Origin of the sequence: Streptomyces sp. R44 (genome assembly GCF_041053105.1) — a bacterium.
Lineage (GTDB): Bacteria > Actinomycetota > Actinomycetes > Streptomycetales > Streptomycetaceae > Streptomyces.
The window spans coordinates 829,877-848,253 of record NZ_CP163444.1 but is presented as its reverse complement, the minus strand read 5'-3'; the positions used below and the strand labels follow the sequence as shown (position 1 = coordinate 848,253).

17 protein-coding genes and 1 pseudogene are annotated in these 18,377 nt (G+C 72.6%); 9 read left to right on the top strand and 9 right to left on the bottom strand.

The window, feature by feature from the left end:
• Nucleotides 1–148: 148 nt before the first annotated feature.
• The 4 genes from AB5J54_RS04085 (at nt 149) to AB5J54_RS04070 (ending at nt 3,425) form a co-directional block, all read left to right on the top strand.
• Nucleotides 149–349, top strand: coding sequence for a hypothetical protein (locus AB5J54_RS04085; protein WP_369142495.1), 201 nt, complete (start codon nt 149–151; stop codon nt 347–349).
• A 175-nt stretch (nt 350–524) separates the two neighbouring features.
• On the top strand, nt 525–1,703 hold the full coding sequence (locus AB5J54_RS04080; RefSeq protein WP_369142494.1) for an acyl-CoA dehydrogenase family protein: 1,179 nt from the start codon (nt 525–527) through the stop codon (nt 1,701–1,703).
• Between the two features lie 182 nt (nt 1,704–1,885).
• Entirely contained in the window at nt 1,886–2,410 is a 525-nt protein-coding gene (locus tag AB5J54_RS04075) for a hypothetical protein (protein ID WP_369142493.1), read from the top strand.
• A 136-nt stretch (nt 2,411–2,546) separates the two neighbouring features.
• Complete coding sequence (locus AB5J54_RS04070) at nt 2,547–3,425, top strand: hypothetical protein (RefSeq protein ID WP_369142492.1); 879 nt, start codon at nt 2,547–2,549, stop codon at nt 3,423–3,425.
• Between the two features lie 15 nt (nt 3,426–3,440).
• Here the strand turns inward: AB5J54_RS04070 and AB5J54_RS04065 are convergent, their stop codons facing one another.
• From AB5J54_RS04065 to AB5J54_RS04030, 8 genes and pseudogenes are all read right to left on the bottom strand, one after another.
• A complete protein-coding gene (locus AB5J54_RS04065) occupies nt 3,441–4,283 on the bottom strand; it encodes a hypothetical protein (RefSeq protein WP_369142491.1) in 843 nt (280 codons plus the stop codon).
• 213 nt (nt 4,284–4,496) lie between these two features.
• A complete protein-coding gene (locus AB5J54_RS04060; RefSeq protein ID WP_369142490.1) occupies nt 4,497–5,339 on the bottom strand; it encodes an SDR family oxidoreductase in 843 nt (280 codons plus the stop codon).
• Nucleotides 5,340–5,356: 17 nt separating this feature from the next.
• Entirely contained in the window at nt 5,357–6,217 is an 861-nt protein-coding gene (locus AB5J54_RS04055) for a ScbA/BarX family gamma-butyrolactone biosynthesis protein (protein WP_369142489.1), read from the bottom strand.
• Nucleotides 6,218–6,452: 235 nt separating this feature from the next.
• Nucleotides 6,453–7,928, bottom strand: coding sequence for an FAD-dependent monooxygenase (locus AB5J54_RS04050; protein ID WP_369142488.1), 1,476 nt, complete (start codon nt 7,926–7,928; stop codon nt 6,453–6,455).
• A 161-nt stretch (nt 7,929–8,089) separates the two neighbouring features.
• A complete protein-coding gene (locus tag AB5J54_RS04045; protein ID WP_369142487.1) occupies nt 8,090–8,371 on the bottom strand; it encodes a pyrimidine/purine nucleoside phosphorylase in 282 nt (93 codons plus the stop codon).
• Between the two features lie 139 nt (nt 8,372–8,510).
• Complete coding sequence (locus AB5J54_RS04040) at nt 8,511–9,080, bottom strand: YciI family protein (protein WP_369142486.1); 570 nt, start codon at nt 9,078–9,080, stop codon at nt 8,511–8,513.
• A gap of 27 nt (nt 9,081–9,107) precedes the next feature.
• Nucleotides 9,108–10,016 (bottom strand): potassium channel family protein, encoded by a 909-nt coding sequence (locus tag AB5J54_RS04035; RefSeq protein WP_369142485.1) that lies wholly within the window; start codon nt 10,014–10,016, stop codon nt 9,108–9,110.
• A 96-nt stretch (nt 10,017–10,112) separates the two neighbouring features.
• Nucleotides 10,113–10,400 (bottom strand): annotated as a pseudogene (locus AB5J54_RS04030) (hypothetical protein); the annotation flags it as partial.
• Nucleotides 10,401–10,462: 62 nt separating this feature from the next.
• Between AB5J54_RS04030 and AB5J54_RS04025 the strand changes: the two are divergent.
• Both AB5J54_RS04025 and AB5J54_RS04020 read left to right on the top strand, forming a co-directional pair.
• Entirely contained in the window at nt 10,463–11,377 is a 915-nt protein-coding gene (locus AB5J54_RS04025; RefSeq protein WP_369142484.1) for an oxygenase MpaB family protein, read from the top strand.
• Nucleotides 11,359–13,596: a tetratricopeptide repeat protein gene (locus AB5J54_RS04020; RefSeq protein ID WP_369142483.1), complete on the top strand. Its 2,238-nt coding sequence runs from the start codon at nt 11,359–11,361 to the stop codon at nt 13,594–13,596. Before AB5J54_RS04025 ends, AB5J54_RS04020 begins: the two co-directional genes overlap by 19 nt.
• A gap of 21 nt (nt 13,597–13,617) precedes the next feature.
• Here the strand turns inward: AB5J54_RS04020 and AB5J54_RS04015 are convergent, their stop codons facing one another.
• On the bottom strand, nt 13,618–14,280 hold the full coding sequence (locus AB5J54_RS04015; protein WP_369142482.1) for a M15 family metallopeptidase: 663 nt from the start codon (nt 14,278–14,280) through the stop codon (nt 13,618–13,620).
• A gap of 62 nt (nt 14,281–14,342) precedes the next feature.
• Here AB5J54_RS04015 and AB5J54_RS04010 point away from each other — a divergent pair, with 62 nt between their 5' ends.
• The 3 genes from AB5J54_RS04010 (at nt 14,343) to AB5J54_RS04000 (ending at nt 18,375) form a co-directional block, all read left to right on the top strand.
• A complete protein-coding gene (locus AB5J54_RS04010) occupies nt 14,343–15,926 on the top strand; it encodes a phytoene desaturase family protein (protein ID WP_369142481.1) in 1,584 nt (527 codons plus the stop codon).
• Nucleotides 15,927–16,137: 211 nt separating this feature from the next.
• Nucleotides 16,138–17,172, top strand: a complete 1,035-nt coding sequence (tdh, locus tag AB5J54_RS04005) for an L-threonine 3-dehydrogenase (protein WP_369142480.1) — start codon at nt 16,138–16,140, stop codon at nt 17,170–17,172.
• A 3-nt stretch (nt 17,173–17,175) separates the two neighbouring features.
• Nucleotides 17,176–18,375, top strand: coding sequence for a glycine C-acetyltransferase (locus tag AB5J54_RS04000; protein ID WP_369142479.1), 1,200 nt, complete (start codon nt 17,176–17,178; stop codon nt 18,373–18,375).
• The last annotated feature ends 2 nt before the right edge of the window (nt 18,376–18,377 follow it).

Below are 18,377 nucleotides of genomic sequence, written 5' to 3'. Positions count from 1 at the left end.
CGGGGACGGCGGGGCCGGGTCCTACCGTCCCCGTCCCGGTCGACACGCCACCGACACCGCGTCGACAGGGGGCGACGGCGGCCCCGGATGCGCTCACGGGGACCGGACACGAGAATGGCGAGTGCCGGACGAACACGTAGGAGGCGGCATGAACGCTGAGCCCGACAAGACGTCCCCGGGGGACATCCCGACGCCCGACCGGCTGCTGCACACCGGGTCGGAGGGCGAATACGGTCCGGAGGACGTGGTCCTCGCCTCCGGCCGTGACCTGAATCCGAAGAATCTCGCCTGGGCGGAACGCCGCATGGCCGAGAAGGGACGTGCCTGCATGGACGAGCTCCTGCCGTAGGACGCACGCCATCCTCTCGTGGGCCCCGGATCGGTCGTTCCGAACCGGGGTCGCGGGCGTTCCGGCGGAGTCGCGAGCCTTCCGCATTTGTGGAACACGTTCTACCGTGTGCGCCGTCGCGCGTCGCGGACGAGGACGCCGCGGCCGCCGCAGGACGCCGCCACGGGAGGACGCCATGCACCTCGAGTACACGCCCGCACAGAACAGCCTCCGCGCCGAGCTGCGGGCGTACTTCGCCGAGCTGGTCCCGGACGACGTCCACACCCGCTACGAGGACCCGGCCGCCCAGAAGCGCTTCTACCGCGAGACCGTGCGACGCCTCGGCTCCGACGGCTGGCTCGGGGTCGGCTGGCCCACCGAGTACGGCGGCCGCGGGCTGACCCCGATGGAGCAGTTCATCTTCTTCGACGAGGCCGCGCAGGCCGGCGTACCGCTGCCGCTGATGGCGCTGAACACCGTCGGCCCGACGATCATGCGGTACGGCACGGACGAGCAGAAGACGTACTTCCTGCCCCGGATCCTCTCCGGCGAGATCGACTTCGCGATCGGCTACAGCGAGCCCGACGCGGGCACCGACCTGGCGGCCCTCAAGACCCGCGCGGTGCGCGAGGGCGACACGTACGTCGTCAACGGCCAGAAGATCTGGACGACGAACGGCGACACCGCCGACTGGGTCTGGCTCGCCGTCCGCACGGACCCCGACGCCCCGCCCCACAAGGGCATCACCATGCTCCTCGTGCCGACGAGCGCCCCGGGCTACTCCTGCACGATCATCAACACGCTCGCCTCGCACGACACCACCGCGAGCTACTACGACGACGTCCGCGTCCCCGTCTCCCGCCGCGTCGGCGAGGAGAACAAGGGCTGGCGGCTCATCACCAACCAGCTCAACCACGAGCGCGTGACCCTCGCCGCCCACGGCACGATGGCGATCCGCGCCCTCCACGACGTCCAGCGCTGGGCCGCCGGCACCCCGCTCTCCGACGGCCGCCGCGTCATCGACCTCCCGTGGGTCCGCCGCTCCCTGGCCCGCACCCACGCCCGCCTCGACGCGATGAAGCTCCTCAACTGGCAGATGGTGAACGCCGTCCAGCACGGCACCCTCACCCCGCAGGACGCCTCCGCCGTCAAGGTGTACGGCTCCGAGGCCCGCCGCGACGCCTACGCCGCCCTCATGGAGGTCGTCGGCTCGGCGGGCGCCCTGAAGGAGGGCTCGGCGGGCGCGGTCCTCCACGGCGAACTGGAGCGCGGCTACCGCTCGGCCGTCATCTTCACCTTCGGCGGCGGCAACAACGAGATCCAGCGCGAGATCATCTCCTGGATCGGCCTGGGCATGCCCCGCGTCCGCCGCTAACCCGATGAGACTGAGCTGCTTGGTCGGCAGCTACGCACGTGGCTCGGCAGCAGTACGCATTTCGGTCGGCACGGGGGCTCCTGCACGCTGCACTGGGTAAATTCCAGGCATCCCGTCCGGCGGTCGTCCTATCCTTTCCGCTGCCGTCCATGCCGGGACGGGCTCGACGAAGGGGCGGCCGAGTGCCGGACGTGTACAAGATCATGCTGGATGCCGAGTTGAGTAAGGCGTTCGACGTGTGGTCCGGCTATCTGAACGCCCGGACCGGCGAGGATCCCCAGGTCCGTGCGCGACTGTGCTCCACGTTGCAGTCGGCTCGCGAGGCAGCCGCCGAGGGCGATCTCGCGTCTGCACGCGCCTTGGTGACGGAGATGTACGACGACGCCCGGGACGCCGGCCTTCACTGGGCTCCCGTGCAGCCCGGACCCTGCACGGCGGACTCGCAGGCGCGCGACTACGCCAAGGACGAACTGCGGCACGTGCTTCCCGTGCAGCTGCGCGAGGATCTCGACAGCATCGCGATCTACCTGCTTGTCGCGGGCCGCCGCCTCCAGGCCGCCCCCGGCCTCGACGCCGCCACGCGCCAGGACATCCTCTACATCTCGGCCCGCGCCGGGATGGCCCTTGATCTCGCCCACCCGACGGCAGCGCGACGCGAACTCGAACGCCTCAAGGCAATCGCGCGACGCTGCAACCTGGTGCCCTGAGAGCCGAGCGGCCGAGTTGGCGCGCGATGCCAAGTCAGATGGGTCCGATCGTGCTCGTGTGGGGCGACCTGCGCTGCTGGCCGGCACCGGCAGAAAACGGATGGCCGACATCCTTCCGCCCGGTCATCCTGACCCGATGGGAGACAGAGCCAACGTCATCGTGGTCCGCGAGGACGGCACACATGAGCTGTACCGGACCGGCTGGGCGGTCGGAATCGACCTCGACCTGCTGGAAGGGCCGACGCCGTTTCTCGCCATGCTTCCCGGACTCCGCCAGGACGGCTGGTGGTTGGACGACACCATGGCCCAGGGCGGGATACTGCTCGACCTCGGCCGGAAGGCGCTCCTGTTCTTCGCCTGGGAGGGGCCCAGCACTGAGCTCGGCCACCGCGCGGCCATGTTCGAGCTGATCCGAGCCGCGTGGCCGGGCTGGGAGGTCCGCTGGCTGTACGACGGCCCGGCCGAACTGCGTGAGTACGTCGGACTGGACCCGGAGCACGTCCGCTGCCGCGATTCGGACCCTTCTTCGGCCCCGTTCCTCGCCCCCGACGACGAGGACTTGGCCGGGCCCGACCCAGGCGGTGTGGTGATCACGGTCAGCACCGGCCGCTGCCACGTCGCCTCTGACGCCTTCGACCACCCTGTCCACGAGGGTGCCGCCCTGCTCGACCGTCTGGCCGACGCCCCCGGGCACGGAGGCTGCCACCTGCACGTCAACTCCGGCATCCACCTCGACCCGGAACGCCGCCACCTGGGCTGGTGGTCCCTCTACTCCTCGCCACAGGCTTACCGAGTACCAGAGGTGTGGCCGGGCTGGACGGTGGAGTTCTGGCAGGACGCATGGGAACGGCACGTCAGAGCCGACGACCGCTTCTCTCCGGCGGCGTTCGACGCCGGAGAGGAAGCCAGAGCGGCGATGCTCGCCGAGGCCGGGGAGCGCCGGGCTGTCCGGGCCCGCAACCGTGCCCAGGTCACCCGTCCACAGACCACCCCGGCTCGATCCGAGGCGGGATGACCGCAGCCGGGCTGATCATGGGCTGCTTGATGCCTCCAGGATCCTCATCGGCCGGGGACAGTCGGAGCCGCCGGCTCCTCGGGCTGCGGATGCCGTGCGAACCAGCGGGCGAGCGGTTCCGCCGAGACGCCGTGCAGGATCACGCTGAGCAGGACCGTCGCGGCGGTCACGTTCACCACGAAGTCCGCTTCCTCCTTGGGGAGCTGGAGGTACGCGAGGACCGCGAAGACAGGCCAGATACCCGAGGACGCTGCCGATGATCGCCGCGTACACCGCGCCCTTGAGGGCGTTGAGGAGGAGGTCGCCAAAGGTCTCGCCCCCGGCGGAGACCAGGTTGGCGACGCAGAAGACGAAGAGCGGGGAGATCAGACCGTCGTTGAACCCGCCCTCGATGTTGAGCGCGGCCCACACCCGCAGCGGCACGCGCTCGTCACGCAGGATCATCAGGACCGGGGCGAGGTCCATGGGCATGACGACGAGGGCCGCGACGGCCAGCAGCCACCAGCTCCTGCCGGGAAAGACGAGGGCACCCGCCAGTGTCGCGAGCACGACCGAGGCAGGCAGGGCGATTCCGAGGAGTCTTCCCTCGCCGACCGGGCCCCGCAGGCGGGCGTAGTCCCGGGCCTCCGTGGCGTCGGTGAAGAGCATCACCGCAAGGACGAGTTCGATGGTCCGCTGGAAGGTGTGGGTGTCCATGTCGAGCGGTACGACCGGGTGGTCCTGACCGCTGAGGAGGATCCCGGCCAGGGCGAAGGCGATCGGGGCGGTGATGCTCCACCGCGCCAGCCGGTCGGACACGACGGTCCACAGGAACAGCAGAGTCAGGAGGACGAGGAGAGCGATCACGGCGACTCGCACAGCGGGAGGGGGAGAGGACAGGGCGGGGCGAAGAGGTCCCCGGGCCGACGGCACCATCCTCACAGCGAGGGGGAGAGCGACGGCCCCGGACACTCCGCGTGTGCCGCACTCGATTGGGGCGTGGGATGCGCGGGCCGGTCCTCCCCGCGGGTGCTCGCGCCGCTCCGTCGAGGAGTGCGGCCGGCCCGTACCGTCGTGGCGGGGGCGGACCGGTCAGGCGAACGCCTGCGCGTGGTCCGCCGCCCAGGCGGCGAAGGTCCGTGCGGGGCGTCCCAGTACCGCGGGCACCGCGGACTCCACCCGTGTCTTCGCGCCGGCCCGCTGGCGCTCGGCGCTGTGCAGGAGCGCTTCGGCGATCGCCTCGGGATAGCGGCGCAGCAGGGCGGAGCGGGCCTGCTCCGGACCGAGTTCCTCGAAGCGCAGCGGTCGCCCCAGGACCTTCGAGAGCACCGCGGTCTGTTCGAGCGCGGTGACCGCCTCCGGACCGGACAGCGTGTGCACGCGGCCCTCGTGCCCGTCCTGGGTCAGCGCGTGCACCGCCACCTCGGCGATGTCGCGCGGGTCCACGCAGGTGTTGGCGGACTCCCCGTGGAGCGCGCGGACGACGCCCTCGGAACGGATGGCCGGCGCCCACGACAGCGTGTTGGACATGAAGGACCGGGGGCGCAGCAAGGTCCACGCCAGTCCCGATTCCCGCACGGCCCGCTCGTTGTCGCGCTGCCAGCGGGTGATGAGGTCGTCCGCCTCCGGATCCTCCACGGCTGCCGCGGAGAGCTTGACCAGGTGCCGTACGCCGCAGGCCCGGGCCGCGTCGATGAACCGCGCGTCGTCCTCCTCCGCCACCCGGTTGGTGACCAGGAAGGCGGCGTGGACTCCCGTGAGCGCCCGGTGGAGGCTTTCGGGGTCCGTGAAGCCGCCGCGGACCACGGTGACGTCGGGCCCTTGGAAGCCGGCGAGTTCGGGCCGCCTCGTGAGGATGCGCAGCGGTCGGCTGGGGGCGAGCAGGCGGGCGACCTCGCGCCCCACCGTGCCGGTTGCTCCGGTGACAAGGATCATGTCTGCGTTACCGTCCGTCAGCAGGCGGGAAGGGAGGAGGAGAGCTCGGCGAGGAACACCGCGCCGTCGTCCTGGCTCCCCGTGATGGTGACGCCGGTCGTTCCGGCGCTCGATGGGGGCAGGGCCTGGGCCCGTATCCAGCAGGGGGTACCGAACTCCGCGTAGCGCTGGAAGCTTATACGTCCCGAGGACGGGACGAACGGCTGGGACGGCGTCCCCAGTTCGGCCGCCTGCCTGGCTGCTTCGAGGAGCAGCATCCCGGGCACGTGGTCCTTCTCGCCCTGGAACAGGATCGGGTGCCTGGTGTCGACCCGCAGCCGCCACATCCGGTCCTGCGGCGTGGGCGAGAGCAGGACGTCCTCCGCGTACGACCGGCCGACGAGCGAGGCCGTCACCGGAGGTGTCCGCGGGACCTCGAATCCCGGGACGGCACGGTCGCCCCGTATGCGCCGGTAGGCCTCCGGGCCGATGATCCGCCCCAGGATGACGCCCGTGGACGCGACCGATCCCGCGCGGCGCACGACCATGTCGACCCTGAGCCGGGAGACGTGCCCACGGGCCCGCTTCACATCGGAGCAGACCACCCGCACCTCCACCTCCCCGGGCCCGTCGTCGATGGCGAGCTCGTCCATGCGGCAGGTGAACTGCAGTTCCTCCAGGAGGAAGTGGTGTCCCACCGGGACGCCGTACCCGGCGTGTAACACGAGCAGGGTGGCCTGGCGCATGGTCTCGGTGACGAGCAGCGGATCGTAGCGGTGCCCGTGTGCCGGTATGAAGTAAGGGTGTTCAGCGGGCCAGTGGGCGATGACCGAGTAGTGGTCGTCCCCCGTCCGCGTCCAGCTGACCGGGAAGGCGTCGGCCTCCCTGGCGCGATGCACCTGAGCCAGTGACGCGGGAAACGGCCCGCTGGGCGACCGGAGGCTTCCCTCGTCGATCGTCGTCGTGTTCATGAAATCCCCCGTGGTTTCCGGCGCGGCGACAGGCGAACCGCGCCCGGAACAAGATCCAACCAGACGGTGATCTCCTGTGTCGATCATGTCGTTGCTCGACGAGGAGATCCACGTCACGGGCGACCGGGGCTCGATCCGCAGACGGGTTGCCGCCCGCCGGCGCCTACCGGGGCTCGCCGAACCACCGGCGCAGCGCGTCGGTGAGGTCACCCGCGTCCGGTGCCCAGGCGATATGGCCGTCAGGACGCACCAGCACCGCGTCGCACGGGAGGGCGGCATCCGGTGAGGCGGTGACGGTGTTCAGGACATGGGCCCAGCCCCGGGCCGACTCGCCGTACGCCGCAGCCTGCTCGCCGGACAGGAGAAGCAGGGGCCGGCTGCCGGACAGCAGCCCCGTGACGTCCTGCGGCTCCGCGCCGTCCGTCACCGTGACGTTCTCCAGGAACCGCCCCTCCCACCGGGAGGCGAAGCCCGAGCGAGCCGGGTACACCGTCTCCTGCGCGCTGATCAAGTCGCCCATGTGCCGTTGGGTCTGCTCCAGCGTCAGCAGCTCGGAGACCATCGCGCGGAGCGGGTCGAATTCGGGGGCGGGACGCATCAGGGTCAGCTGGACGCGGGTGTTGTCGATGACCCGCTGCGCGGCGGGTCTGCGCTCGTCGTCGTACGTGTCGAGCAGCCCCTCGCCCGCCGTTCCGCGCACGGCGTGGGCCAGCTTCCAGGCCAGGTTGAGCGCGTCGACCAGTCCGGTGCTCAACCCCTGCCCCCCGATCGGGAAGTGCACGTGCGCGGCGTCCCCCGCCAGGAACACGCGGTCCTTGCGGTAGTGGCGCACCAGCCGGGTGAAGTCGCTGAACCGCGTCACGGAGAGCGCATCCTCCATCGGGATGTCGTATCCGGCGATCCGGGACACCTCGGCCTGCAGTTCCTGCACGGTCGCCTGTGTGCGCCGGTGAGGATGGGGCCCGTCGCAGTCGAGCGTGCGTACGAGCGAGTGCCCGTCGGGAACGGGCTTCGCGACGACCCAGCCCCGCTCGGTACGGCACCAGCCCCGCGGCGCCTTGTCGGGCTCGATCAGCCGGACCAGGCCCATCATCGCCGAGACCGTCGCGGGGTGGGTGTCCTCGGTGAAGCCGGCCTCCCGGCGCACGGTGCTGCGCGCGCCGTCGGCCCCGACCAGGAAGCCGGCGTTGTACGTGTGCTCGCCCCCGGGCCCTTCGGCCACCACTTCGACCCCGTCGGGCCCCTGGCGCAGCGCGGTCACCCGGTGGTCGCGGAGCACGGTCACCCCGCGATCCCGGGCCCGTTCCTCGAACTCCCGCTCCAGATCGGCCTGTGCGCGCTTGAGGACGGGCTCCGGCTCGGCCGCGGGAACCGTGATCGTCAGCCCGGGCATTCCGGCGAAGTGGAACTGCTCGGTCACCGGAGCGTCCGAGAACCGCGGCAGCCCGAGGTAGCCCCGCCGGGCCAGCGCCTGCACGGCCCTGGCGTGGACGGTCCCGGCCTTGGGCTGATCGGGCGTCGCCCGCTTCTCCTCCAGCACCACGACGTCGATCCCGTACGCCCCCAGCTCGGCGGCGATCAGCATGCCGACCGGCCCGCCTCCGACGACGACTATCTCGGTGTGCGTAGTAGTGCGCATGGCAGGTTCGCTCCTCCGCCGATCGATGGGTACGGCGGTGGCGGGCCCTTCCCTCGTGGTTCCGGCCGTTCCGCCGGGCCTTCTCCGGGACTCCCGTTCAGCCGTCATGGTCGAATCTAGTGGCAGGACGGCTGCGTTCGGTGGTCAGGGTCCCCGGACGGTCAGCGGTACTCGCACAGGTAGGCGGTGTCCACCGCCACCTTGAGCTGGAACCTGCTCTCCCCGGGGACCTCGAACTGTTCCCCGGCGGCGAAGGTCGCCCACTCGGCGGCGCCCGGCAGCAGGACCGTCAGGGCGCCGCTGACCACGTGCATGACCTCCGGAGCGGCCGTGCCGAACTCGTACTCACCCGGAGCCATGACGCCGATGGTCGCCGGGCCTTGCTCCTGGGTGAACGCGATCGACTTGACCGCGCCGTCGAAGTACTCGTTGACCGTAAACATGGGCGTCGTCCTCGTGGAGATCGAGCGGAAGGGGTGGCCCGGACCTCGTGCACCGGCCACGGGCAGGGGCACCTTAGCCGCGGTGCGGGCCGTCTCCACGGCCGGTCTCACGTGCTGGACGGGACCGGGTCGGCGCTGGTCAGCTCGTCGGCGGGCGGCCGCCGAAGGACCAGTCGTGGACCTCGATGTCGGCGTACCGGCCGGGGGTCCGCAGGACGGCCGCCGCCGTCGCCGCGTCCGGGGCGCGCACCAGGGCCGCCGTGCCCACCCAGGTGGTGCCGTCGTCCGACAGCAGGGGGCCGTAGGCGATCAGGTCGTCCCCGTCCGCGGGGCCGGCCGGCGGGGTGAGGTCGACGGGCTCGCCCTCCCCGAGGCCCAGGACCAGGTACCGGTTGCCGCCCTCGCGGCCGCCGGGGAACTCCCACATCGTCCGGCCCAGCGTGTTGCGCCACCGCCGCAGCAGGACGTCCCGGTACACCCCGGCCTGGTAGTTGGGCTCGTCGAAGGCGAACGCCCGGGCCGCGGCGGCATCGGGCAGGTCCACGATGTGCACGCTCCCGGTGCACGTCTCGCCCGCCGCGTCGAAGGTCGGCCCGCGCGCGATCAGCTGCTTCGCGAAGCCGTCCATGTACGCCCAGTGCGCCTCCAGGAGGGCCTGCCGCAGGGGCATGGACCCGGACCGGTCACGGTGGTAACAGAGGAATTCCATGGGGCTCAGGATGTGCCGCCGGAGTGATCATGTCGAGGGGATATCGTCCTCGTCGCCACCCGCGCCGTTCCAGGGACGTCCGTGGTCCGCCGCATACACCCTGAACACCTGCCGCGGAGTCCCTCCCTTCCGCAGGAAGCGCTCGTCGAGGACGGTGGCCAGGTCCTCCAGTGCGGTGCGCAGGACCGAGGCCGAGAGCCGGACGTCCGGATGGCGGGCGCGCTCCGCCCGGTCCGCCAGGACGACGGCGAATTCGAGCCGTCCGGCCAGGGAGATGTTCTCGTCCCCGTCGTAGAAGTAGTACGACTCGGCGTACTGCAGGAAGTCGACGGTGACGGTCGAGAGCGCCGAGGCGACCCCGTCCAGGATCGCGGCACCCCCGGCGGAGTCGAGGGCCTCGGTCGTGCCGTCGCTGCGGCTCAGATGGGACAGGCGCAGGGCGAGCGCCCGGCGGCGGGCGAGGGCCGGGTAGACGCCGAGGACCCAGGCGACGGTCGCCGAGAGCAGGGCGAAGCCCACCAGGGCCTCGATCGGCGCGAGCATGCGCAGCCACCCCGAGGCCGGCGCGATGTCGCCTAGACCGAGGGTGGCCAGGGTGACGAGCGAGACGTACAGCGCGTCGACGGGGCCCGCGTGCTCGGAGGGGGTGAGCCCGGTGGAGTACGAGAAGTCGTCCGGCATGTGCGGCCAGTAGATGAGCCCCCAGCCGACGGCGATGACGAACGCCCAGATGGTGACGACCGTCATCATGCCCACCGGCCCCGCCAGACCGACGGGCCGCCACCGCGCCCCTCGATGGGCCGAGAGGCGCCACACGCGACGCATCACCAGCCTGCTCAGCCCGCCGTGCCGGGTGGGGTGCCAGATGGTGTGGAAGACGTCCCGCAGGATGAACAGGATCAGGGCCGCTCCGGCGAGGACGAGCGGCCACGTCATCCCGGCACCGCCCGTCCCGCGCCCGTCCGTGCGGACCGGTCGTCACGCTTGCAGGACATGCTTCGAGCATGCGCGGCCGGGCGCCGCCCCGCACGGGGACGGCGGCCGGTCGAAGAGGCCGGCGCCGCCGCAGACCCCGGTCTCGGGGAGCACGAGCTCGACGCGCTCGGCGGACTCGTGGTCGCCGGCGATCGCCGGCGCCCGCGTCCTTGGCCGCGTCCACCTCCGCTGCTGCGCCTGCGCCGGTGTCCGCGCCGGTGTCCGCGCCCGCGTCCGCGTCCGTGCGCTCGACGCCTCCGTACGGAAGCCGGTGACGGCGTCGGCGTGGCCCTCGTCGACCGCGGCCTCGGCGGCGAGGCCGAGCGCGCCGCGGGCGGGGAGCCGGCGCCGAAGACGACGCCTCCCGACCGGTTCCGAGGGGACGGTTCCGGCGTAGCCTGAGCGCCATGAGGCAGGACGCCGACCCCGGGCTCTTCGGTCCCCGCTCCGTCACCTGGCAGGTGCACAGCGATCCGGTGATGTGGATCGCCGGAGTCCGTGCCCTCTGGCTGCAGGCGCTGCACCCCGTCGCCGTCCGCGGCGTCATGATCAACAGCAGCTTCCGGGAGGACCCCTGGGGCCGGCTGATGCGGACCGCGAACTTCGTCGGGACCCTCAGCTACGGGACCGGCGAGGCCGCCGAGGCGGCCGGCGCCCGCGTCCGGCGCATCCACCGGCTGCTCGCCGTGGACGACCCGGAACTGCTGCTCTGGGTCCACTGCGCCGAGACCGACTCGTACCTCTCGGTCGCGCGCCGCTCCGGGATCCCGCTCACCGACGCCCAGGCCGACCGGTACGTCGACGAGCACCGCACCTCCGCCCGGCTCGTCGGCCTCGACCCGGACACCGTCCCGGCGTCCACGGCCGAGCTCGCCGCCTACTTCGACGCGGTGCGCCCCGGCCTCGCCGCCGGACCGGACGCCCGGGCCGTCGCGGACTTCCTGCGCCGCCCGCCCGTGAAACCCGTCCTCGTCCCGGCGCGCGAGGTGATCTGGCGGCGCGTCAGCGCACTCGCCTACGACACCCTGCCCCCGTACGCCCATGCCCTCTACGGCCGCCCCGCCCCGCCTCCGGAGACCGTCACCCGCCGGCTCGTCGCGACGGCCAACCTCCTGCGCTGCGTCCCCGCACGCCTGCGCTGGCGGCTGCCGCCCCGGCACATCCTGCGCGCCATGGACCGGCTCGGCCCGGAGACCCGCCCCGACCCGTACGCGTACCCCGCCCCGTATTCACTGTCCGACCCGGCGGCCATACTGGAGGAGCCGAGGAGGCAGTACGGAATCGACGGGGGCGGCAGCACACGATGGGGGACTCCAGACTGATCCAGGGCCGGTACCGCCTGCACGAGGTCATCGGTCGCGGGGGCATGGGCGAGGTGTGGCGCGCCACCGACGAGGCGCTCGGGCGCGGTGTCGCCGTGAAGTGCCTCAAACCGCTCGGACCGCAGCAGGACCCGCAGGTCCTCACCGTGGTGCGCGAGCGCTTCCGCCGCGAGGCCCGGGTGGCGGCGGCGCTCCAGCACCGCGGCATCACCGTCGTGCACGACTTCGGCGAGTACGAGGGCGTGCTGTTCCTCGTCATGGAGCTCCTGGAGGGGCGCAACCTCAGTCAGCTGCTCGTCTCCAACGACCAGCAGCCGCTGCCCGTCGAGGACGTCGTCGAGATCGCCGACCAGGTCGCCGACGCCCTCGCGTACACCCACCGGCAGGGGATCGTCCACCGCGACCTCAAGCCCGCGAACATCATGCGGCTGCGGGACGGCACGGTGAAGATCTGCGACTTCGGGATAGCGCGACTCGGCACCGACATGGGCTTCACCTCCAAGCTCACCGGGACCGGCATCGCGATGGGGACGCCGCACTACATGTCCCCCGAGCAGATCGGCGGCGGCGGGGAGATCGACCACCGCAGCGACCTCTACTCGCTGGGGTGCGTGCTGTACGAGCTGGCCACCGGCGCCCCGCCCTTCGACCTCGGCGACTCCTGGGCCATCCTCATCGGCCACCGGGACACGGTGCCGAGCCCGCCGCGCGCGCTCCGCGCCGAGCTGCCCGACTACTTCGACCGGATCGTCGTCGACCTGCTCGCGAAGGTGCCCGAGGAGCGGCCGGCCGACGCCGGTGACCTGCGCCGCCGCATCGTCTCGGGCCGCTTCGGCGCGCCCGCGTTCCCGCCGCCCGCCGAGACGCCCGCGCTGCCGGTCACGGTGCCCATGCCCGTACCCCCGCCCGAGCCCCCGGCAGGTGAGAGCGCCCCCGCGCCCGCGTGGGTCCGGGGGATGAGCGGCGGGCACCGCCCGGCGGCCCTCACCGGGCCGCGCCCGGCCGCCCACGATCCCGCCGCGGCCGTCCTCACCACCGAGTGGACCACCTCGGCCCCCGACAGCCCCCCGTCACCCGCCGCCGCGCCTCCGGCGGAGCTCATCGCGGTGCTCGCCGGCCGGTTCCGGGCGGGGATGGGCCTCGGCCGCCTCGGCCGCTGGGACGAGGCCGAGTCCGTGCACCGGTCCGTCGCCCGGGACCGCGCGCGGACCCTCGGCGAGGACCACCCCGACACCCTCACCAGCCGCTACGAGGTCGGCTTCGCCCTCGCCCGCCTCGACCGCCCCGCCGACGCCCTGCACGTCTTCGGCGAGGTCGCCGAGGCCCGCGCCCGCGTGCTCGGCGACGACCACCCCGACACCCTGGCGGCACGTCAGGAGCGGGCCTACGCCCTGGGCCGCCTCGGCAGGCACCCCGAGGCGTACGAGGTGTACGCCGAGGTCCTCGCCGCCCGCGAGCGCACCGTCGGCGCCGACCACCCCGACACCCTGCGCTGCCGCCACAACCTCGCCTTCACCCTCGGCAGCCTCGGCCGCCTGGAGGAGTCGTACCGCACGGCGCACGAGGTCGCGGAGTCCCGGGCCCGGCTGCTCGGCGAGGACCACCCCGACACCCTCCTGACCCGCCACGAGGTCGCGTTCACCCTCACCCGGCTCGGACGCGGACAGGAGGCGCTCGTCCAGTACCGGGCGGTCGCCGACGCGCGCGCCGCCGCCCTCGGCGCCGACCATCCGGACACCCTCGCCGCCCGCTACGAGACCGGGGTCTGTCTCGGCCGGCTCGGCCAGGCCGCCGACGCCCTCGCCGTCTGCCGCGACCTCGTCGCCGCCCGGACCCGCGCCCAGGGCCCCGACGGTCCCGAGACGCTGCGCGCCCGACAGGCCCTCGCCGTCAACCTCGGCCGGCTCGGCCGCTGGACGGAGGCGCTCGCCGAGTCCGAGGGCGTGCACGCCGATCGCGCGCGGGTACTCGGCGCCGACCATCCGGACACGCTCCTCAGCCGGTGGGAGACGGCCGTCGCCCTCGGCCGGCTCGACCGCTGGGAGGAGGCGCTGGAGTGCCACCGCGCGATCGCCACGGCCCGCACGCGCCTGCTCGGTCCCGCGCACCCCGACACCCTCGCCGCCCTCGACGACGAGGCCCAGAGCCTGGAGCGCCTCGGCCGCCACGCCGAAGCGGCCGAGCTCCTCATCAAGGCGGCCTCGGCGCCGGGGGCGTGACGGCCCGCGGAGGCATGTCGCTCAGTGGGCCGGCGCGAGCTCCTTGGGGCCGTACGGGGCCGCCGCCGCGCCGGTCGCCAGGGCCCAGTAGCGGTCGCCGAAGGACCAGTGCCACCACTCCGTCGGGTAGTTCACCAGGCCCGCCGCGGTGAGCACGGAGCCGAGCAGCTCCCGGTGGGCGCGGGCCTCCTCGCCGATGTTCTCGGCGTGGGTGTAGCAGGCGCCGCCGCTCTCCTCGGGGTCCGCGTTCATCCGGGTCCCCAGGTCCAGTTCCCGCCCGTCGGCCGCGGCCAGGGTGAGGTCGACGGCCGCGCCGGCGCTGTGCGGGGCGATCTCGGGCGGGGACACGTACCGGCTCGTCGCCGTACGGATCCGCTCCTCGGGCCACTCGGGGTGCAGTGCGCGGAGGCTGTCGGCGTACTCCTCGAAGTACGCTCGCTGGAGCGACGGCGGCCGGTACCCCTCGACGAACAGCAGCCGCAGACCTTCCGGCAGCTGCTCCTGCGCCGCGAGGAGGCGCTCGACGACGCCCTCCCGCAGGTGTGCGAAGGCGTCCGCGGGGTCCTGCTTGCGGGTGTCGACGAGCAGGGAGCCGACGCCGCGGACGTCGACGAGGCCCTCGCCGCACTCCGCCACGGGTATCGCGGCGACCCTCGGATCCGACATCAGAACGATCTCATTCATGTGGTGATCATGACGCATGCGGCGGTCTTCCCCCGGCACGCGGGCGCGTGTGAGCATGAGCCATGAGCGCCCGTGATCCCCTCCCCGAGGCCCCGGCCACCGCCCTCCCCCCAGGGGACGCCCAGTACGACGCCGTCGTCGTCGGAGGCGGGCACAACGGGCTCGTCGCCGCCGCCTATCTGGCCCGTGCCGGACGCAGCGTCCTCGTCCTGGAGCGCCTCGCCTCCACCGGCGGGGCGGCCGTGTCGACGCGGCCGTTCGCCGGGGTCGACGCCCGGCTCTCCCGGTACTCGTACCTGGTCTCGCTCCTCCCGGAGAAGATCGTGCGGGAGCTCGGGCTGCGGTTCGCCGTGCGGAAACGGTCCATCTCCTCGTACACCCCGAAGGGCGACGGCGGCCTCCTGGTCGGCGGCGGACCCGGGCGTACCCGGGCCTCGTTCGCGGCGCTCACGGGCTCCGACCGGGCGTACGAGGCCTGGCAGGCCTTCTACGGACGCACCGGCGAGGCCGCCCGCCGCCTCTTCCCCACCCTGACGGAGCCCCTGCCCACCCGCGCCGAGCTGCGCGCCCGCGTGGACGACGCCGAGACCTGGCGCATGCTCTTCGAGGAGCCCCTCGGCGTCACGGTCGAGAAGACCTTCGCCGACGACCTGGTCCGGGGCGTGGTCCTCACCGACGCCCTCATCGGCACGTTCGCCGACGCGCACGATCCCACGCTCCTCCAGAACCGCTGCTTCCTCTACCACGTCATCGGCGGCGGCACCGGCGACTGGGACGTGCCCGTCGGCGGCATGGGCGCGCTCACCGACGCCCTCGCCGCGGCCGCCCGCGCGGCCGGAGCCCGCATCGCCACCGGGCACGAGGCCCTTCGGATCGAGACCGACGGGCAGCACGCGGCGATCACCTACCGGACCGCCGACGGCGAAGGCACCGTCGAGGCGGGGCAGGTCCTCGTCAACGCCTCCCCGCAGGAGCTCGCCGCCCTGCTCGGCGAGACGCCCCCGCCCGCCGCGGAGGGCGCCCAGCTCAAGGTCAACATGCTGCTGACCCGGCTGCCGAGGCTCCGCGACCGCTCCGTCGACCCGCGCGAGGCCTTCGCCGGCACCTTCCACATCGCCGAGGGGTACGGACAGCTGGCCACCGCCCACGCCGAGGCCGCCGCCGGGCGGCTGCCCTCCGCCCCACCGTCCGAGATCTACTGCCACTCCCTGACCGATCCGACGATCCTGGGCCCGGAACTGGCCGCGACGGGCCACCAGACCCTCACGCTCTTCGGCCTGCACACCCCCGCCCGGCTGTTCGCCGCCGACAACGAGGGCACGCGCGCGAAGCTCCTCGCGGCGACCCTCGCCCAGCTGGACGCCCACCTGGACGAGCCGATCGCCGACTGCCTCGCCCTCGACGCGGAGGGCCGCCCCTGCATCGAGGCGAAGACCCCCCTCGACCTCGAACGCGAACTCCGGCTCCCCGGCGGCCACATCTTCCACCGCGACCTCTCCTTCCCGTACGGGGACGAGAACACCGGCCGCTGGGGCGTCGAGACCTCGCACGCCAACGTCCTCCTGTGCGGAGCGGGCGCGGTCCGCGGCGGCGGAGTGAGCGGCATCCCGGGCCACAACGCGGCGATGGCGGCCCTGGGGCGGTAGTGACCCGACGTCGACGGGGCCGTATCTCCGTTCGGCCCCGTTGACGTCGCCGCCTTCCCGCCTGGGGTGTGAAGCTGATCTGCGAGCGCGCTTAAGAAATCCTCGATGGACCGCAAGCCTCGCGTACGGAAGATTCTCTTCCAGGGATCTTGGGCACTCAGTCGTGCCCGCGCCCCCACATCACAGGACACGCACGTCGGGAGCCGTTGCATTGAAGGCGCTGGTCAAGCTGAACGCGGAGCCGGGACTCTGGCTCACGGACGTGCCCGAGCCGGAGACGGGTCCCGGGGACGTCCTCATCAAGGTCAAGCGGACCGGTATCTGCGGGACCGACCTGCACATCCGCTCCTGGGACGGCTGGGCGCAGAAGACGATCGCCACGCCGCTGACGATCGGCCACGAGTTCGTCGGCGAGGTCGTCTCCGTCGGCCGTGACGTCGCCGACATCAACGTCGGCGACCTGGTCAGCGGCGAGGGCCACCTGGTCTGCGGCAAGTGCCGCAACTGCCTGGCCGGCCGCCGCCACCTCTGCCGCTCCACCATCGGCCTCGGCGTCGGCCGCGACGGCGCCTTCGCCGAGTACGTCGCGCTGCCCGCCTCCAACGTGTGGGTCCACCGCGTCCCCGTCGACCTCGACGTCGCCGCGATCTTCGACCCGTTCGGCAACGCCGTGCACACGGCCCTGTCCTTCCCGCTCGTCGGCGAGGACGTCCTCGTCACCGGCGCCGGCCCCATCGGCATCATGGCCGCCGCCGTCGCCAAGCACGCCGGCGCCCGCAACGTCGTCATCACCGACGTCAGCGAGGAGCGCCTCGCCCTGGCCCGCAAGACCGGCGTCTCGCTCGCCCTCAACGTCGCCGAGCAGACCATCGCCGACGGCCAGCGCACCCTCGGGCTCAAGGAGGGCTTCGACGTCGGCCTGGAGATGTCCGGCAACCCGCACGCGATGCGCGACATGATCGCCAACATGACCCACGGCGGAAAGATCGCCATGCTGGGCCTGCCCGCCGAGGACTTCGCCGTCGACTGGGCGAAGATCGTCACCTCCATGATCACCATCAAGGGCATCTACGGCCGCGAGATGTTCGAGACCTGGTACGCGATGTCGGTGCTCCTGGAGGGCGGGCTCGACCTCAGCCCGGTCATCACCGGCCGCTACGACTACACCGACTTCGAAGCCGCCTTCGACGACGCGGCCTCCGGCAAGAGCGGCAAGATCATCCTCGACTGGACCACGGGAGCCTGACCCATGTTCGATTCCGTACGCGACTCCGTCCGCGCCACCCTCGAAGAGATCGAGCAGGCCGGACTGCACAAGCCCGAGCGGGTCATCGGCACCCCCCAGTCCGCGACCGTCGAGGTCACCGCGGGCGGCCGCCCCGGCGAGGTGCTCAACTTCTGCGCCAACAACTACCTGGGCCTCGCCGACAACCCCGAGATCGTCGCCGCCGCCCACGAGGCGCTCGACCGCTGGGGCTACGGCATGGCGTCCGTCCGCTTCATCTGCGGCACGCAGGAGGTGCACAAGGAGCTGGAGGCCCGCCTCTCGGCCTTCCTCGGCCAGGAGGACACGATCCTCTACTCCTCCTGCTTCGACGCCAACGGCGGCGTCTTCGAGACGATCCTCGGCCCCGAGGACGCCGTCATCTCCGACGCCCTCAACCACGCCTCGATCATCGACGGCATCCGCCTCTCCAAGGCCCGCCGCTTCCGCTACGCCAACCGCGACATGGCCGACCTGGAGCAGCAGCTCAAGGCGGCCGTCGAGGGCGGCGCCCGCCGCAAGCTGATCGTCACCGACGGCGTCTTCTCCATGGACGGCTACGTCGCCCCGCTCGACGAGATCTGCGACCTGGCCGAGCAGTACGACGCCATGGTCATGGTCGACGACTCGCACGCGGTCGGCTTCGTCGGCCCCGGCGGGCGCGGCACCCCCGAGCTGCACGGCGTCATGGACCGCGTCGACATCATCACCGGCACCCTCGGCAAGGCCCTCGGCGGCGCCTCCGGCGGTTACGTCGCGGCCCGCGCCGAGATCGTCGCCCTGCTGCGCCAGCGCTCCCGCCCGTACCTCTTCTCGAACACCCTCGCCCCGGTCATCGCCGCCGCCTCCCTCAAGGTCCTCGACCTCCTGGAGTCCGCCGGCGACCTGCGCGACCGCCTCAACGCCAACACGGCGCTGTTCCGCTCCCGCATGACCGAGGAGGGCTTCGACATCCTCCCCGGCGACCACGCCATCGCCCCCGTCATGATCGGCGACGCCGCCGAGGCCGGCCGGATGGCCGAGCTGCTCCTGGAGCGCGGTGTGTACGTGATCGGCTTCTCGTACCCGGTCGTGCCCCAGGGCCAGGCCCGCATCCGCGTCCAGCTCTCCGCCGCCCACTCGACGGAGGACGTGAACCGGGCCGTCGACGCTTTCGTCGACGCCCGCGCAGCCCTGCGCGGCTAGTG

What these genes read in the sequence shown, in the direction of transcription:
- AB5J54_RS04085 (WP_369142495.1), top strand. Translation starts at nt 149, where the DNA reads ATGAACGCTGAGCCCGACAAGACGTCCCCGGGGGACATCCCGACGCCC.
- AB5J54_RS04080 (WP_369142494.1), top strand. Translation starts at nt 525, where the DNA reads ATGCACCTCGAGTACACGCCCGCACAGAACAGCCTCCGCGCCGAGCTG.
- AB5J54_RS04010 (WP_369142481.1), top strand. Translation starts at nt 14,343, where the DNA reads ATGAGCGCCCGTGATCCCCTCCCCGAGGCCCCGGCCACCGCCCTCCCC.
- AB5J54_RS04000 (WP_369142479.1), top strand. Translation starts at nt 17,176, where the DNA reads ATGTTCGATTCCGTACGCGACTCCGTCCGCGCCACCCTCGAAGAGATC.
- AB5J54_RS04025 (WP_369142484.1), top strand. Translation starts at nt 10,463, where the DNA reads ATGAGGCAGGACGCCGACCCCGGGCTCTTCGGTCCCCGCTCCGTCACC.
- AB5J54_RS04020 (WP_369142483.1), top strand. Translation starts at nt 11,359, where the DNA reads ATGGGGGACTCCAGACTGATCCAGGGCCGGTACCGCCTGCACGAGGTC.
- AB5J54_RS04040 (WP_369142486.1), bottom strand. Translation starts at nt 9,080, where the DNA reads ATGGAATTCCTCTGTTACCACCGTGACCGGTCCGGGTCCATGCCCCTG.
- AB5J54_RS04060 (WP_369142490.1), bottom strand. Translation starts at nt 5,339, where the DNA reads ATGATCCTTGTCACCGGAGCAACCGGCACGGTGGGGCGCGAGGTCGCC.
- AB5J54_RS04035 (WP_369142485.1), bottom strand. Translation starts at nt 10,016, where the DNA reads ATGACGTGGCCGCTCGTCCTCGCCGGAGCGGCCCTGATCCTGTTCATC.
- AB5J54_RS04050 (WP_369142488.1), bottom strand. Translation starts at nt 7,928, where the DNA reads ATGCGCACTACTACGCACACCGAGATAGTCGTCGTCGGAGGCGGGCCG.
- AB5J54_RS04070 (WP_369142492.1), top strand. Translation starts at nt 2,547, where the DNA reads ATGGGAGACAGAGCCAACGTCATCGTGGTCCGCGAGGACGGCACACAT.
- AB5J54_RS04015 (WP_369142482.1), bottom strand. Translation starts at nt 14,280, where the DNA reads ATGAATGAGATCGTTCTGATGTCGGATCCGAGGGTCGCCGCGATACCC.
- AB5J54_RS04045 (WP_369142487.1), bottom strand. Translation starts at nt 8,371, where the DNA reads ATGTTTACGGTCAACGAGTACTTCGACGGCGCGGTCAAGTCGATCGCG.